The following is a 17,265-nucleotide window of genomic DNA, read 5'->3' on the forward strand; positions in this document are numbered from 1 at the left end:
AAACTCCTTATTTTTCCAAGATAAGATCATTCATTTTATTTATTGATCTATCCCAAGTAAATAATTTACTTATTGAATTTCCGTTTTTAGCAATAGTATTCCGATATTGTACGTCTTTAATTAATTTTATTAAACCATTTGCAATATTTTCAGGATTTCTCGCTTCCACAATTTGCGCTGTTTCTTCATGAATAGCATAGCTTTCAGTTCCGTATTGTGTAGTTATTACAGGCAATCCACACGCCATAGCTTCTATAGGGAACAAGGGGAAACTTTCATACCATGAGGCACTAAGTAAAATATCCGATTGCTTATACGCCTCTGCTAATTGTTCAGGTTTTAAGAAACCTAATGATTTATACGATGCTATTTCATTATTAGGAGGCAAAAGTGCATCACCGTACACATACCATTCTATTGTATATTCGCTTAAATGGTGGCGAGATATTTTAACAGCTTCCGCCATTTCCTTAAATCCTTTCCACTCTGCATTTCTTCCTCCGTAACTTATTATTTTTACGATTTTATTTTCGTCAGCAATTTTGGGAGATCCGTAAAAAATTTCATGATTTATAGCATTTTCACATAAATCAATTTTAGAATTACTGTTATATTCTTCAACCTTACTTTTTAACCAAGGAGAATTTGCAATAATGTTTAAACCTAAATTATAACTTAGTAAAGCTTCTTTTTCAGCAAGCAAAGGATTTTCAGTTTCATTTTTAAAATAAGGTTCAAAATGCTGAATAAAATAAAACTTTTTTCCACGTCCATATAATAAAACTGGTAGTGCTGTCTCAAAAGATGTCGCCATCGTAACATCCGCATTCCGTAAATTATTTCGTAAATAATTTAGTGTTAAAGCTTTTTTTAATTCGTAGGGCAAAATTTTATGTTCTATTAAACTTAATTTTTCTACAAAAGCTTGAATACTTGATTTTATTTTGTTTTTATCTCGTTTAAGTACACAATTTATTAAATAAGGCATAATTTTCAAAGCTTCACTAACTCTTGTACTTTTTTTAGAAACAATTATCTTTGCCGATCCTTTGTACCATTTCGGTTCGTCAGAGGGAAGCATTGGATAAATTTCGACATCATGGCCTTTTTTGGCCAGTCCATCTGCATATTGCATAATGCACCAAATCCCTCCTGAGAATTTGTTTACATCCAGAGGAGGGACAACGAAATTAATTTTTGCCATTAATTTTCACCCAACTTAGTCAATAACTTGTCTGCAGCTGTAAGAGCCGCACCTACGACTTGATCCATATTATAATATCTATATTGTGCCAGTCTCCCTACAAATGTAACATTTTTCTCTGCGTCAGCTAGTTCTCTATATTTTTTATATAAAGCATCATTTTCTGGACGGGGAATAGGATAATATGGTTCTCCTTCACTTTGAGGATATTCCTTTACTATCGATGTTCCAGAATGAGATTGCCCTGTCAAATGTTTAAATTCAGTTATTCTTGTATAGTCATAGTCATTCGGAAAATTAACCGTACCGACAGGTTGATATTGAATTATATTTTCAAAATGCTCATGAACAAAATTTAATGAACGATATGGAAGTTTACCATAGCAATAATTATAAAAGACATCAATGGGTCCGGTATATATGGTGTGATTTACATTAAATTTATTTTTTATCTCAAAATAATCAACATTTAATATTACTTCAATGTTCAAATGTTCTAACATTTTTTCAAACATTTTCGTATATCCATTAAGAGGCATTGCTTGAAAAGTATCAGTAAAATATCTGTCATCGTCATTTGAACGAACTGGAATCCTTGCCGCAACACCAGAACTAAGTTCTGATGGTTTTAATCCCCATTGTTTTTGAGTGTAACCTTTATAGAATTTATTAAATAAGTCATAACCTACAGTGTTCACTACAACGTCTTCACTTGTTAATATAGGATTCCTAGGTTCCCTTACTTTCTCATAAAAATCTTTAACTTCATCTTCATCAAGGTCTAAGTTATAAAGTTTATTTATCGTTGTCCTATTAATCGGAATAGGCAACAAATGATCTTCAATTTTTGCAAGAACCTTGTGCTCATAATTTCGCCATTGTGTAAAATTTGATAAATAATCAAAAATTTGCTTTGAATTAGTGTGGAATATATGAGGCCCATATTTATGGATGAGAATCCCGTTAGAATCAAACTCATCAAAAGCGTTCCCGCCTATATGGGGTCTTTTATCCAATATTACTATTTTATATCCAGCAGATGCCAATCTTTCTGCAATTACACAACCTGCGAATCCAGCACCAACTACCAAAAAATCATAATTCATATTTTCTCTCCCTGCTAAATAAAGTATAACCTTTCTGACGCAAAACTAAAAACATAATAAGAGTAACAAAAAATTCTGTAAAAGTGACACACAAAGCAGTTCCTGCACTTCCAAAAAAATAAACGAGAGGAAATGTTATAATTATATTTAAGATACCTGATATTATTAATATATTGCTGAAAGTTTTGTTCAACCCAAATGTTAACATAACTTGGGTTCCAAACATAGTATTGTAAAAAACAAAAGTAGGAACCGGTGCCATTATCTTGATTAAATTAGTTACTTGAAGATCCCCTTTAAAAACTAATAATACAATGCATTCAGCTCCGAAATAAATCAATATTGAAATAATTACAAAACAAATACCAACTTTATTTAATATTTTTTTTATAAATAACAGCGCCGTTGTTTTTGATTCACTAGCCAAGTTATTTATGTGAGGGAAGATTGTTTGTGAGATCGGAGTTATTAGACCTTGTACAGCCTTAATAATTTTATCCGCAGCACTAAAAGTTCCTACAGTAGTGTTATTTGTAAACAAACCTAAAATAAAGATATTACTTGTTGTATATAAGGAAATTGCGGCTGTCGATAAAAAAATATGCCAACCCATTTTCAATTCCTTTATAAGATCATTTAACGAGGGAATCATTAATCTAACAGAGTATTTCTTAAACAGAAAGTAAAAACTAAAGATCCCTGCTAATAATGTTACTATTGATTGCAAAAACAATGCTAATAAATAATCATTTTCCACCTTAACGAACACAAAAATTGCAATAGTAGTTAATATTTTTGAAAAAACACTAAAATAAGTTATATATTTCATTTTCTCAATACCTTGAAAGAACCATACCGGAAAAAACACATTACCTACTACTATTAAAAATGAAATATAATATACTATTTTATTTTCGTTAAAGTAATTAAAAGAATTAATCATAAAAAACAAAATAATAAAAGAAAAAATCATAATAAGAATTTTTAATATCATAACAGAACTGAATATCAAGTTCTTTCGATCTATATTTTCTTGATTAAGAGATATTTGTTTAGTTGCCGAAAGTTGAAATCCATAATCTGTTAAAATAACAAAATATTGCAAAAACGAGGTTGAGAATGATATTAATCCATATTTCTCAAAACCCAATACTTTAATTAAATAGGGAAGTGTTATTAATGGAAGAATATAATTGCTGCCCTGTAAAAGAAATAGAGAAAAGATATTAGACACTAGTTTATTTTTCAAAAATTTCATTAAATTATTCCCGCTCTTATAATGAAATGTTCTTTTGGCTTCTTTCAACTACAGGACTGTTCTTCCAATAGTCTCTAAATAAGGATATAAATATTCCTCCCACAAACCCAATCAAACTAGCCAAAAAAGTGTTGATAATTTTTTTAGGAGTTACCGGTTTAACTGGTTCAATAGCTGGAGTTATCAAAACTGTACTGTATTTATTCACAAAATTAACCAGCCCATCATTGGATTGATTATTATTTGAAGCAATTGATTTTTGAATTTCATCTATTTTGTTTTGATTAGATGCTATACGCTCTTCTATAACTTGTTTATCTGATTGAATTCTAGAAACCATTATAGTTAAATCGGCTACTTTTGTTTTCAGAGATGTATATAATGGGTTTATTTCCTCATTTCGCAATTGCAATGCTCCAACTTTTTTATTAGACCCTGACGTTGCTTCTGCAACAACCGATTGTAAGTAAGGATCGTCAGACAATGATTTTTCCGTTAGTAATTTTTCCTGAGTACCTTGAAGCTGTTTAGTAGCTTCAGATAATTCTGAATTTGAAACTTTGAGGTTATCTTCAGCATCAATCAAACGTTTCTGATATGAAGATATCATATTTAATCTTGCAGAAATCTCGAGATATGCTCCAACTTCATCTGCCAGATAATTCGCCATTTTCGTTATTAAACCGGCGTCCTGGCCTGTTACTTTAAGCTTTATTTGATTGGCGTCTTTTGGAACTTCCACTAACAAGTTACTACTGATATATTCAGCAGAGTAATTTAAATTCAATTCTTTTATCATCTTCAAAATAACAAATTTACTTTTTACATAATCTCCTATCGGAGATAGATCTTTTAAAACTGGCTGTTCTTTATCATCTTGATTATTTATCATAATATTTGTAGAAACCTCAAAAGTTGGCTTAATACTATAACTTATAATTACGCCCAATAACATACATAAAACAGTTGACAATATAATAAGTTTTTTCGCATCTAAAATTACAAGTATGATTTCCTTTAATTTTTTTTCCTCTTGCATAAAAAGTATTCTCTCCTTTAATCAGCAGATCCAACTAAGGAATTAGCAACAACCGTTTGTAAATATTTAAATAATTCGTCTTTCAAATCATCTCTTTTTAAAGCGAAATCAATCAAAGTTTTCATATAACCTAATTTTTCACCAACGTCATATCTAACCCCATCAAACTCAAAAGCTACAATTGATTCAAAGCTTATAAGTTTATTTATCGCATCGGTTAGTTGTATCTCTCCACCTGTTCCTACCTCTTGAAGATCTAACAGTTCAAAAATCTTTGGAGTTAATATATAACGTCCCATTATTGCAAGATTCGATGGAGCCTCTTCTTTTTTTGGTTTTTCAATTAAAGAATTTATCTCTGTTATACGAGAATTATCTGAAGATTTTTTGCCATTAACAATTCCGTAGCGGCTTACTTCATCAATACTTACAGGTTTCACCCCAATTACGGATGAATTGAAATTATTGTAGACCTCTATCATTTGTTTTAAACTCGGAGTTTCTGCTTTTACTATATCGTCACCTAAAAGCACTGCGAAAGGCTCATTTCCAATAAACTTTCTCGCACACCATACAGCATGACCAAGGCCTTTCGGCTCTTTCTGACGAATATAATGTATGTCCACTAATTTAGACGGTTTTTGAACAGCATCCAGCAGTTCAATTTTCCCTTTTTCCAATAAATTTTGTTCCAATTCAAAATAATTATCGAAATGATCCTCTATAGCACGCTTCCCTTTTCCAGTCACAATAATAATATCAGTTATGCCTGATTCGACAGCTTCTTCGACAATATACTGAATAGTAGGTTTATCTACAATGGGTAACATTTCTTTAGGCATTGCCTTTGTAGCCGGAAGAAATCTAGTCCCTAAACCAGCTGCAGGAATTATGGCTTTTCTTATACACATTAGTCGAATCCTCCACTGCTATAGTTTTTATGACAATTCTCTACACATTTTTTGCTTTCTTATTTTAACAAATTTAAAAATACAATACTAGAGAAATATATTTCTATCAAGGCAGATGTAGCTCTGACTACAAATTTTATTGTATAATCTATTCGACATGATTAATTTTTAAGGAGAACTTGGAAATGATAAAAAGCAAAACTTATGCTAATCAGAAAAAGAATAAATCTATGGAAGGTGGTTTTTCTTTTCTCAATCTTACAATTATCACTTTAACATGTATCTTCATTTTTTTAACACCCTATCAAAAAGCCTTATTTAATGGAAATACTTTTGAATTTGAAAGGCCTCTATATACTACTTTCTTTTTTGCTTCTATTGCTTTAATTATTTTATCTGTTTGGATGTTTAATAATTATAAAATTTCAAAATTTTCGATTATACTTCTTTTCTGTATTTGGTGCATACCTCTTTCTTTTTTTATTTCTAGTTTTAACTCCGTTTCCTTACATTTAGCCACCAATTCAATTTATATAAGTCTTTTTTATGCATTTTGTTTTGTTATTGGGATTACAAGTTTCAAAAAAAGCAAATCGTTTATATTAATTAGTAGAACTCTCTGGATTTCATCGTTATTAATTATTCTATTTGGATTATTGAATTATTTCGGTGATGCTTCGTTATTTGGGCTAATAAATTGGTCGACAATCCCGGAAAGTATTTCAAAAATTTATAAAGATTCAGTCATGATGACAGATATAGGACTTAGATTGACTTCCGTTTTCCAGTACGCAAATACTTATGCTTGTTTCCTACTAGCATTTTTGTTCTTATCTTTATCAAACTTAGTTAGAAGTAATTCAAAAACTGGTGCAATATTATATAGTATAGTATTAGTACCGACTTTAGTTTCGTTTTTTCTAACTTTATCACGCGGCGCACTTGTGATTGTACCGATCATATTTTTATTGATATTACCCTTTTTTTCTTTTTTAAGGCAAATTTTATTTCTACTATATTTCTGCATATCAACATTGGCATCTTTATTAATCTTGAAAAAAATATCAATGATAGGGGAGAATACTTTTAAAGAGGCTACTTCTAACTTTTTTTGGACTGGGTGGTTCATTGTAATCGCCGCAGGTATAATAAGTTCTCTTATTATATATGTTATTCAACATTTTGCTCTAAAATATGAAAAAAGAATTGATGATAAAATCAAATTTAAGTATAAAAATTTTTTATTATCAATAATCATTGTATTACTCGGAACAATAATCGGATATTTTATTGTAAACAAGTCATCGATAGTGAATATATTTCCAGAGGAAATCAAAGAACGGATAGAAAATATCAACTTGGATCAACATAGTGTCAGAGAACGTGAGACTTTTTATAAAGATGCAATAAAATTAATAAAAGACTATCCTCTCTTAGGAGCAGGTGGTGGAGCATGGTCTGTTATCTATGAAAAATACCAAAATAATCCGTACACCAGTAGGCAAGCTCATAATTTTTTCTTGCAGTATATTATTGAAGTTGGGATTATTGGATTTTTTTGCTTATTGCTATTTTTACTCGCAATATATTATCTAATTATCACTAGTTATTTCAAGAGAAATATTCGATTTTCAGATAAATCAATAGGTTTATTAATCTTTAATACAACTATATTATTCCACTCTGCAATAGACTTCGACTTAAGTTATGTCTATCTTGGGGCAATTGTCTTTTTATTTTTTGGAGTAATATTATCTAACGTTCAAGAAGACAATAGCGAAAATCATTCATTTTCCGTCTTATCTTCTAAATACAGGCTTACAAGCATTATTTCAATGACTCTTGCGATTATCGGCATTATAACAACATTTAGTACTTTCAAAATGTTGCAAGGAAGCACTCTTTTTAACAACTCAATAGCTTTAATTAATAGGCATGCTGCTTATCAAGATATATCAAAGCCTCTTGATCAGGCAATTTCATTACAACCTAAACACCCTGATTATATTCTTTTTAAATCTTCACTTTTAATTCAGTTATACACTCAAACCAAAAATGAGCAATTCTACAATCAGGCCAATGATTTAATAAATAAAATAAAAGCTACCGAACCATACAACCGACAAATCCTGGAACAAGAATATGATCTTTTAATAAAAAAAGGAAACTTGGAAAAAGCTTACGAACTAATTAATAATGCCTTGGCCATATATCCGTGGGATTCTTCTTTGTATGAGCGGGCAATCGTTATCAAGTTTACAATCGGACAAAATAATAAAAGCCTTGAAAAACAAGAATGGGATATTGCCTTAAACATATACACAGAATTTCAAAATAAGATTAAAGAACTTGAAAAATTACCAAAAACTCAAGGGCAAGGCAGACCTTTCTATGTTACTCCTGATATGGCCATGGCAGTAGGACAAATTTATTACTCACGCAAAGAGTATTCTAATAGTGAATCTGTTTTCAGATCAGCGATGCGAGAAGATGAGTTAGATGTTCAAATAAATAGGTCAGTAATTCGATGGTTACTCGCGTCCTTAATTAAACAAGGAACTAATGATACGAGATTATACGAAAAATTGTTGGAAAAAGATCCTTCTGAAAAACAGAAAATTAATGAACTTATATCAACTCCCTAATAGATACTGAAATTTTTTATTTATTACTACCAATGCATATTTTATCTTTCTGAATCCTAATAATGGTAGCTATTTAATCACATAAATAGCTACCATTTTAAGTTAAAAGGTGTTAGAATAAATTTTGTATTTTCTAGTATTTTATTTAGATGTAATATATAAGCTACGAGAGGAGGTGAAATCGATAAAATGAACCCACAACTCAAACGCAATTTAACTAGAGAAACAAATAGGAGGAGAAACTTGGTGTCAAATCGCGTTTTAACGAAGAAAATTTCTGCAATGCTATCTGTTATGCTGCTTGTTTCCATGCTTGTTCCGGTACTTGCTTTTGCCGCAACAGGATTTTCGAATCTTGTTTATAAAAACGGTACCGTTTCAGGAACAGTTTATTCCTCGGTTTATACCGGTGTAAAAGATGCTGTTTATCTAAACGTGTATTCGCCGTCTAATGCACTTGTGACCACTACCACTGCTACATACAGCACATATGCTAACGGCAACTACTACTATGACTTTTCTAAATACTTTTCCAACGAGTTTAATTATGTAACTGTTTATGCAGATGTATACCAAAACGGTACCGTTGGTGAATCGGTTTACCAAACGGTATACAACACAACCGATAAAAGCACTAGCGGCAGAAGTAGTAGAGGCTCCAGCGGAAGTGCTGCTCCGATCAGCACTAACAATAGCATTCAAGCAGAGTCCAACGGTAATGTAGATGCAACGGCATTGAAAAATGCGCTCGCTGCATCTAAAAACGTAGAAATCAAAATCAGCGGGGAAATCGCCATCATTCCGGCTTCGGCACTTGTTGATGCACTGAAAGACGGCGCGGTTATTACCGTAGTATCTGATAACGGTTCTTATTCCCTGCCTCTGTCAGTGCTCGACCTGGATGCATTGACGAAAGAACTTGATGTAACTGTTGATGTTTTGAACATTAAAGTATCCATTAAGAAGCTTTCCGACGATGCTGCTAAAGCAGTAGCTGACGCGGCTGCAAGCCTTGGTGCAAATCAAGTTTCGGATGTCGTTGATTTCAATGTTGTTGCAGAAGGTAAAGACGGTAAAACTGCGAACATCAAGTTTGGCAATACCTATGTTTCGCGTTCTGTGAAATTGAGCAAATCGGTTGACTCCAGCAAAGCAACAGGCGTTCTCTACAACGAAGCTACGAATAAGCTGAGCTTTGTACCAGCTGTTTTCGGAACTAAGGACGACCAGCCTATTGCTACGCTGAAGCGTAACGGCAACAGCATCTACACTGTGGTTGAATTGAACAAGAGCTTCGACGATATCGCTTCCCACTGGGCTAAAGCTGACATCGAGCTGCTTGCGAACAAACTGGTTGTTGACGGTGTAAGTGACAATAAGTTCGATGCAGACCGTAACATCACTCGTGCTGAATTTGCTGCTCTTGTGGTACGTGCTCTCGGATTGTCTACTGTATCGGCCGCTAGCGACTTTACTGATGTGAAGTCCGGTGCTTGGTATGCTGACGCTGTAGCTGCTGCAGCTCAAGCCGGTATTATTAACGGCTATGAAGACAAAACGTTCCGTCCTGATGCGCAAATCACTCGCGAAGAATTGGCTGCTATGGCTGTTCGTGCTATGAGCTATGCCGATATCGCTACAACGGTTTCGGCTGACGATCAAGCAAGTCTGCTGAAAAAGTTCAAAGACGCTGACGACATCGTTTGGGCGAAAGCTGAAATCGCTGCTGCTATCAACGCTGGTTTGATCAATGGTCTGACTGACACTACTCTCGGACCGGACAGCCAAGCTACACGCGCACAAACAGCTACAATCCTTAAGCGTTTCTTGTCTACAGCTAACTTTATCAACTAATCAATGGATAAGGGCTGTTCCAAAGTTGAATAATCTGGTTGAGGTCCAGCCCTCTGGTCCTATGAATGATTCATCGTTAAAAAGCGGTTGTGCAGGTTTAACTCTGCACAACCGTTTGTTTATTTTTATCAACTTTTTCCTTCCTCAGCATATCTTGGGAAACCCGACCTCTATAACTTTGAGTAAGTCGCGAAACATGAATCTCCGGGCCCCCTGGTCGTTCTTTCATTTACCGGGAAGACATTAGACTTGCCTTCTGTTCAGCATCACAGCCCATCTTATACCGCTAATTTGTCGATTTTTCTGATTATTTGTGATATCCACTTCCAGATCTGTTGGCAACAGAGTTGATCCAAGATTTATGTGATATAAAAAGAGACCTCTCCTTTTTGGTGTTTGGTTGGGTGGTACCTCCATTTTACCAAGGGATGGTTTTTTTAATGCATAAATAGGAGATGTCACTGTGGATTCTTTTACGGTTACAAATGAACTTAATGTATCTGAAAATGGCCTGCCAGGCTTCCTGTTTGGTTGTGAATCTAATACAGTGGATAAGTTCCTTCTATAGCAAACTGTGAAGGATTCGTGCAGAAGTTATCGTAACAGTTTCCTTTGCTGTATGCTGGCAACTATTTGTACTTACTTATTGGTTTCGGTAATCCTCAGAGGCAATACTGGGAGCCTTAATCCGAATGGGAACCACTCCTGTTTATGCTTCTTAGCCGCATGGGCGTTCATTTAAGGCTCCTATCCAATCAACTCAAATACATTTCATTACGAAGCAAAATTATTCTATTCTTAATTTCTCAACTTTCGCAGATCGAAAATACGTCTAATCACTAGAGATTATTGGGTTAATGGCTTTTTTGATACCGATCTTGACAAAAAGAAAACACCATTCTGTTTGGTATAATAGGAATTGTCGAGATTCCAATACAAAACAGAAAAGGTGCTTATTACATGGTAACCGAAAATACTCACGAAAATCAGCTCCCAAAAGAAATTAAACCGGCTTTCAAAGAATTGAAAGTGTTACAGCATCTGAATGCCGCCCGCTTTAAAAAGCAATGCGGGTTTACTGTCGCCTACTTGTTTCAATTGGTGTTCGTTCTTTTGTTTCATCAAAAGAATTGGTTTCGCTTGCTTGAAAGCGATAAATCCGAATCGTTTCCCGGCAAAGATGCGGTATATCGATTTTTAAATCATGTCGGCCACAACTGGCGTCGTTTTCTCACTGATCTGAGCGGGACTGCCGTACATAAAATAAATCCGCTCACAGGGGCTCTGCGTATGAAGGCTTTTATTGTCGACGACTCCATGTTTTCGCGGAATCGGAGTAAGAAAGTCGAATTGTTAGCGCGATTCAAAGATCATGCAACCGGTGCTTTTTACAAAGGGTTTCGTATGCTGACGCTGGGGTGGTCGGACGGACATTCCTTCATCCCGCTCGACTTCTCCCTGCTCAGTTCGCTGAAGTCGCAGATTCATGGTATCACGGAAGGCATCGACAAACGTTTGTCCGGCTACAAGCGTCGTATGGAAGCATTACTCCCGGCTCCACAAGTGATCCCGGCTATGATCGATCGCGCACTGGCTGCAGGCATCACGGCCTCCTATGTGCTCATGGACAGTTGGTTTACGCATGCGCCGCTGATCCGGGAAATTCTAAAACGCGGTCTGCACGTCATTGGCATGGTTAAAAATGACAACAAGCGCTATCTCGTTCATGGACGTCGGCTGAACCTAAAAGAACTTTATGCGGCTGCCACACGGGTCGAAGGGAAGCACCGCAACGTACTAACGCTCCATACGGACCGAACTCGCTCCAGGTATTCCCGTTTTGATGGTATTCGTCCGTCACCGCACGAATAAAAACGAATGGCTGGCGATTTTGTCCACAGATCTGACGTTAACCATTGAAGAAGTCATCGAGATTTATGGTATGCGCTGGGATATTGAAGTCTTCTTCAAATGCACCAAATCGCTTCTCCGTTTGCAAACCGAGTTCCAGGGGCGATCCTATGATTTGTTGATCGGCCATACAACCATTGTGTTCTCTCGATATATTTTGTTGGCTTGGCAACACCGTCAAAGCACCGATCACCGTACGCTCGGCGGCTTGTTCTATTTGCTTTCGATGAGGTCAGTGCGCTCGATTGGGCGGATGCGCTACAAAAACTCGTTGAGCTGATCAACGAACTTGCAACAAAAGTTGGCAAGAAGATCTCAAAAATGATTCAAAGTCAACTCCAGAAATGGATCGCTGCTTTGCCCGGTTATGTCAAGGCTTATTTGCCTATTTCAAGCAGCGAAAGTTGAGTAAATTTTTTCTATTTTTACCGTTATTTCAGTAATGCTATATGTGGACAAACCATAGAAGAGTTATTTTTTTATAAAAAATATTCATTTTATGTTCATTAGATTAATATCCCCATTAACGGTATAATGGTTATGTATTTCCATAAAAGCTTATCTTTCCGACTACTAAGAACTAAGGAAGGCAGTTTTTTAATTTATGAGACTGTTTCTACGATGGATTCCCGCAATTATTTGTATGGCAATCATCTTCTACGCTTCATCCCAAACTCATAGTCAGCAAGACATTACACCAGCGATCAGTGCAATCATCCCCAATTCCATAGCCAGTAATAACTTATCCGAGATAAATTTCATCTATGGGGAAGCCACAATCAATATTTCAACTATGGGAGTTGCTGGCTTAATAGAGTTTTTCATTCGAAAAATTGCTCATTTTACAATATACGCAATGCTCGGTTTCTCAGTATCTTTCGCCCTACGAAGTAAAACCCTGTTTAATCGTTTAACAGTTACTGTTTTCCTTTGTGTTATATATGCTGCCTCAGATGAATTCCATCAAAGATTAACTGGAGGAAGAACTGCCCTTTTTTCCGATGTGATAATTGATACAATTGGTTCTTTTTTCGGGGCTACAATTTTGATTTTTATTAAATTGTTTAAAAATCGATACAAGAGAAATTCATAATCTATTTCTATTTGTCTTAGCCCAACTTTCCGCCATTAGTCGGATGAAGCCTTGATTTGATTGGGTTTTCAAAATTTTATTGGTCACTACAATCTTTTTGCAACCACCGTATGTTTGCGTTTGAGCGGATCTTTGATATCGAGCAATCGATAGATTTCCTGATGAGCGCTTTCCGGCGAACTCGAAACCCGAATGTGGTGAATCTGGTCCTGAGCATCGGTGAGCATGATCGTGCTGCGTTGATGCGTGGATAATACGTTGCGCACCGTTGACCAACGGCGGTGATCATCTTGCTCGATGAGCGTCTTCTCGATGCTTATGAGCAAGTGATACGCCAGCACGGAAATAAACAAGTGACCTTCCGTCCGACTCTTTTGCTGATGGTAAACAGGACGCATACCCAAATCCGTCTTCAGCGAACGAAACGCTTCTTCGACTTGCGTAAGCGTCGTGTACAGTCGCCAAATGTCTGCCGCCGCCAAGTCCTGATGACTGGTTTCAATCACGTAACAACCGGTCAATGTTTGACGTTTGGCGCGGCTTTCTTTCTTGACGTAAGTGACAGCCGTCACCTTCTTCTTTGCCTCATCGAGCTGCAGTACGATGTCGTAGTGAGCAGCGATGCTCGGGTATCGCTCTTTCAGTCGACCGACCCGTTCGCCAACCTTTTCGACAAGTTGAATGTTGCCTTTGGCAACGGACATCTGTAAGCGGACCAGGTCCTGCAGGAAACGCTCTTCCTTGAGCGCGTCCATCGCTTGTTCTTTCTGTTCCCGTCCGGCGCTCAGGCAGAGTACCCGTGAGCCGTTCTCCCACGGGATTTTTTTGACAAAAACCGTCTCGGAGGTGACGTCATTGCCGATGGGTTCGAATGTGTTTCTGGCCTGTTCGAATTCCTGCACATACTCTTTCTCGACAGCCCGGCGCTCGACCACCAGATAAGGATAACCGCCGGATTTGAGCAACTGGATATTGTCCTTGGTGGCAATCCCCCGATCCATGACGATCGTCGGCCGCTCTTGGGCAAACAGATGCGGTTCTTCCGGTGTGTACAGGCGATCCAGAATGTCCGGCAGCGTTTTCGGTTCGGATTGGTTGCCGCCATAAATGCGGCTAAAGATCGGAAAACCCCGGTGATCCACCACGAGCGCCAGCGTCACCAGCGGCCGGTCAGCGCGTTGTTCTTTGGATTTGCCGCGTTTGGCCAGCGTATTGTTCTTGCACTGGCCCTCGAAATACGTGTTGGTCAAATCATACAGAAACAATGTCGTCCGGCTCGGAAACAAGAGCGCTTCCTGGTCGCGCAGCGCCTGCTCGATCCGAACTTTGTGGGCAAGCAGTTCGTCCGCGATCTCGTAAATGGCATCTTTACGGATGCGAGAAAGATCCGTCGGCAACAGTTCCAACAAGGCGGTTTGGTTGCGAAGCCAATGCCATGCCGCCAAATCGCTGGAAGGAGCAACGAGCCGACCGATCACGACCGCTTGAGCAAGCGCCTGTTGCTGCGTGGATAATCCACAGTCTTTCAGAATTCGGTTCAATCCTAATCGCTCCCAAAAGGTATGCGCGACCAATTCCGGACCGAGTGAACGGTGTTCGGAGGAAGCGATACTCTGAAGATCCACGGTGACCAGTTCGCGTTGTTCGTGCCGTTGTTGCTTTTCTTGGGCTTTGGTTTGAACGAACCGGTAATGCTTCATCGCCGCATCGGCCGCTTCGGCAATCGCAGGCTCTTCGGCCAGGAGAGAATCTTGTCCGGCTAAACGAGCTTCCAGAACGGCAGCCAACGTGCGCCACTGAGATTTGGGGAGCGTGAGCGTACCTAGTTCCATAATGACCCGTTGGCGCGGGCCTTTGCCGGTACGGTAGGACTCGACCAATTGATGCTTGGTGTACGTGGTATTCGATTTTTTGTGTTGGGTAGAGGTTTGACGAATGAACATACCTTTAACCATAGCAGAAACCGAAAATAAAGTAAATACTTTAAACATATATTAGGTCACTACATTTGCGACTTTGAAGAGTGACCCCAGTAAGATCAAGGGGTTTCGGGTACGAAAAAGCGGCTTTTGCTCCAAATCGGGCAAAAACCGCGGAAAGTTGGGTTAGATATTTTCTTCGTATTGCTTTCATGGAAATTTCGATTATTATTAAAACTTGTATGCTGCAAACCATTGGTTTAAACCGAAGGTAGGAGACAAGGCACGAATTGTTTAATTAAATTTCGATTGATAATTGTTTTTAAAAGCCTTAATAATTAAACGATGTCAAAAATGAGTCTTGTGAGGTTTTAATTTTGAGAATTATTCATATTGATATTCTAAAAGGTCTAGGAATAATCTTTGTTGTGATGGGTCACATTTTTGATCCTTTCTCTTGGTTTCCTGTTTATTCGTTTCATATGGCCTTATTTCTCTTTGCCTCTGGTTATCTTTACAAACCTAATCACGAATCCAATATTATTACCTTCTTCAAAAGACGAGTTATCAACCTGTTGATTCCATACTTTTCGTATAATGTTTTTTTCGCAATAGTAACTTACTGGCTTCATTATTATCATGGCATTAATCTATTTCAGGAAAGTCCTGACATTAACATTAAAAATCTCCTAGTACCTTGACCGATTCAGATTTAATCTTTAAGCTTTCCCTATAAGAAAAATTTGGGAGGACTTATAGATGAACAAAAAATACGAGATTCGACTCCAAAAAGAGGAACGTGAACAGATTGAGCAACTCCTTCACAGCAAATCCACATCCAAAGGCATTCGGCATCGTTGTCTCGTGCTTCTTCTGACAGACGAAAGTCAAGGAGCGATTCCTACACAAGCAGAAATTGCCCGCCGCGCAGGCGTCAGCGAAGTCACGGTGTATAACACGGTCAAGGACTACTGCACGCGCGGGATTCACGAGACCCTACGTTACCGCGAGCGTGCCGAGCCCGCCCGTCCTTCACAAGTGACCGGGGAGGTTGAAGCACGAATCATCGCTCTGGCTTGTTCCGAGCCGCCTCAAGGTTATGCGCGCTGGACCATTCGTCTGCTGACTCGCCGGGTGATTGAACTGAATATTCTGGATTCCGTGAGCCGGGAGACGATTCGCACGACGTTAAAAAAACGAAACTTAAGCCTCACTTAAAGAAGCAATGGTGCATTCCGGCCAAATCCAGCAGTGAATTTGTCGCGCGGATGGAGGACATTCTGGAGACCTATGCGCTCCCCTACGATCCAGAAATTCCACTCATCTGCATGGATGAGCAGCCCATCCAATTGTTGGATCATTCGCGTCCGCCGGAACCGATGAAGCCTGGTAAGGTACGGCGGGAAGATTATGAATATGTGCGAAAAGGCAGTTGTAGTTTGTTTTTGTTTACCGAACCATTGGCCGGGTGGCGTCATGTTCACGTGAGTGAACGACGGACCAAAGCTGATTGGGCCAAGCAAGTTCGCGAGCTGCTTGAGATTCATTATCCCAGGGCGAAGCGCGTTCGGCTCGTCATGGATAATTTGAACACCCATACGATTTCGTCGTTGTATGAAACGTTTACTCCCGATGTGGCGCTGTCTTTGGCCAAACGTCTCGAGATCCATTACACCCCTAAACATGGAAGTTGGCTGAACATTGCTGAAATCGAACTGAGCGCCCTAACGGTGCAATGTCTTCATCGCCGAATCGACTCCATGGAACAATTACAGCGAGAAGCAACAGCTTGGGAAGCGGATCGCAATCAGGCTCAGAAATCGGTACAATGGCATTTCACGACCGAACAGGCCAGAGGAAAATTAAAACATTTGTATCCTGAAATTTGATTCGGTCAAAGTACTAGTCATTCCTTTTGAACATGGTCACCAATATCATTTATTCATGGCTGGCTGGTTTATTATCGATTTGCTTTACGTGCAAATAGTATACTTGTTCTCAAGTATTGCTTTGAAAAAACTAACACTAAATATTTATGTTCATTTAACGATATTTTCTTTAATGACGGTTTTAGGTATATATTTGGGAAACAATGGTTTTAATACACATAATTGGTATGTTATTTTGCCGCGATTACTGTTCAGTATTGGTTTTTTTCATTTAGGCCATTTCTTCAAAATAAGACTGGAGAACGCGAATATTTATAAATCCAGTTACCTCGCAATTGCTTTCTTAATCCAATTTTATTTATTGATTCGTTATCAAGATATTTCATACACTTTAGCTTGGGCAGAGTTTAAAGGTCACCTCTTCGTACCGATCCTA

Annotated in this window: 12 protein-coding genes and 1 pseudogene; 7 read left to right on the top strand and 6 right to left on the bottom strand. The window is 37.7% G+C overall.

The features are described 5' to 3' along the window. Window positions 1-7 precede the first annotated feature (7 nt). The 5 genes from MYS68_RS26580 to galU are packed head-to-tail and all read right to left on the bottom strand — an operon-like array spanning window position 8 to window position 5,518. Window positions 8-1,204 carry a glycosyltransferase family 4 protein gene (locus tag MYS68_RS26580; RefSeq protein ID WP_248928728.1) on the bottom strand — a complete coding sequence of 399 codons (1,197 nt, stop codon included), beginning with the start codon at window positions 1,202-1,204 and terminating at the stop codon, window positions 8-10. Then, window positions 1,204-2,310, bottom strand: coding sequence for a UDP-galactopyranose mutase (glf, locus tag MYS68_RS26585; protein ID WP_248928729.1), 1,107 nt, complete (start codon window positions 2,308-2,310; stop codon window positions 1,204-1,206). The genes MYS68_RS26580 and glf overlap by 1 nt, the downstream gene beginning before the upstream one ends. Next, window positions 2,300-3,568, bottom strand: a complete 1,269-nt coding sequence (locus MYS68_RS26590) for a flippase (protein WP_248928730.1) — start codon at window positions 3,566-3,568, stop codon at window positions 2,300-2,302. Before MYS68_RS26590 ends, glf begins: the two co-directional genes overlap by 11 nt. Window positions 3,569-3,584: 16 nt before the next feature. Then, window positions 3,585-4,607, bottom strand: a complete 1,023-nt coding sequence (locus tag MYS68_RS26595) for a Wzz/FepE/Etk N-terminal domain-containing protein (protein ID WP_248928731.1) — start codon at window positions 4,605-4,607, stop codon at window positions 3,585-3,587. 17 nt (window positions 4,608-4,624) lie between these two features. After that, window positions 4,625-5,518 carry a UTP--glucose-1-phosphate uridylyltransferase GalU gene (galU, locus tag MYS68_RS26600; RefSeq protein WP_248928732.1) on the bottom strand — a complete coding sequence of 298 codons (894 nt, stop codon included), beginning with the start codon at window positions 5,516-5,518 and terminating at the stop codon, window positions 4,625-4,627. Between the two features lie 185 nt (window positions 5,519-5,703). On the opposite strand from galU, the gene MYS68_RS26605 reads away from it, so the two are divergent. The 4 genes and pseudogenes from MYS68_RS26605 to MYS68_RS26620 all read left to right on the top strand — a co-directional run bounded on the left by MYS68_RS26605 (window position 5,704) and on the right by MYS68_RS26620 (window position 13,021). Beyond that, on the top strand, window positions 5,704-8,163 hold the full coding sequence (locus tag MYS68_RS26605; protein ID WP_248928733.1) for an O-antigen ligase family protein: 2,460 nt from the start codon (window positions 5,704-5,706) through the stop codon (window positions 8,161-8,163). A 246-nt stretch (window positions 8,164-8,409) separates the two neighbouring features. Continuing rightward, on the top strand, window positions 8,410-10,017 hold the full coding sequence (locus MYS68_RS26610; RefSeq protein ID WP_248928734.1) for an S-layer homology domain-containing protein: 1,608 nt from the start codon (window positions 8,410-8,412) through the stop codon (window positions 10,015-10,017). A gap of 960 nt (window positions 10,018-10,977) precedes the next feature. Continuing rightward, a pseudogene (locus tag MYS68_RS26615) lies at window positions 10,978-12,336 on the top strand (IS4 family transposase). A gap of 196 nt (window positions 12,337-12,532) precedes the next feature. After that, window positions 12,533-13,021, top strand: a complete 489-nt coding sequence (locus MYS68_RS26620; RefSeq protein WP_248928735.1) for a VanZ family protein — start codon at window positions 12,533-12,535, stop codon at window positions 13,019-13,021. A gap of 86 nt (window positions 13,022-13,107) precedes the next feature. Here MYS68_RS26620 and MYS68_RS26625 read toward each other — a convergent pair whose 3' ends face one another. After that, complete coding sequence (locus tag MYS68_RS26625; protein ID WP_248928614.1) at window positions 13,108-14,964, bottom strand: IS1634 family transposase; 1,857 nt, start codon at window positions 14,962-14,964, stop codon at window positions 13,108-13,110. A gap of 353 nt (window positions 14,965-15,317) precedes the next feature. Between MYS68_RS26625 and MYS68_RS39165 the strand changes: the two genes are divergently transcribed. From MYS68_RS39165 to MYS68_RS26635, 3 genes are read left to right on the top strand one after another with little or no spacing between them, the layout of a single operon-like run. Further along, window positions 15,318-15,641, top strand: coding sequence for an acyltransferase family protein (locus tag MYS68_RS39165; protein ID WP_420852164.1), 324 nt, complete (start codon window positions 15,318-15,320; stop codon window positions 15,639-15,641). 58 nt (window positions 15,642-15,699) lie between these two features. After that, complete coding sequence (locus MYS68_RS26630) at window positions 15,700-16,158, top strand: helix-turn-helix domain-containing protein (protein ID WP_248928736.1); 459 nt, start codon at window positions 15,700-15,702, stop codon at window positions 16,156-16,158. A gap of 14 nt (window positions 16,159-16,172) precedes the next feature. Continuing rightward, window positions 16,173-16,829, top strand: coding sequence for an IS630 family transposase (locus MYS68_RS26635; RefSeq protein ID WP_248931022.1), 657 nt, complete (start codon window positions 16,173-16,175; stop codon window positions 16,827-16,829). Window positions 16,830-17,265 lie beyond the last annotated feature (436 nt).

It is taken from the genome of Paenibacillus hamazuiensis (assembly GCF_023276405.1).
Lineage (GTDB): Bacteria > Bacillota > Bacilli > Paenibacillales > NBRC-103111 > Paenibacillus_AF > Paenibacillus_AF hamazuiensis.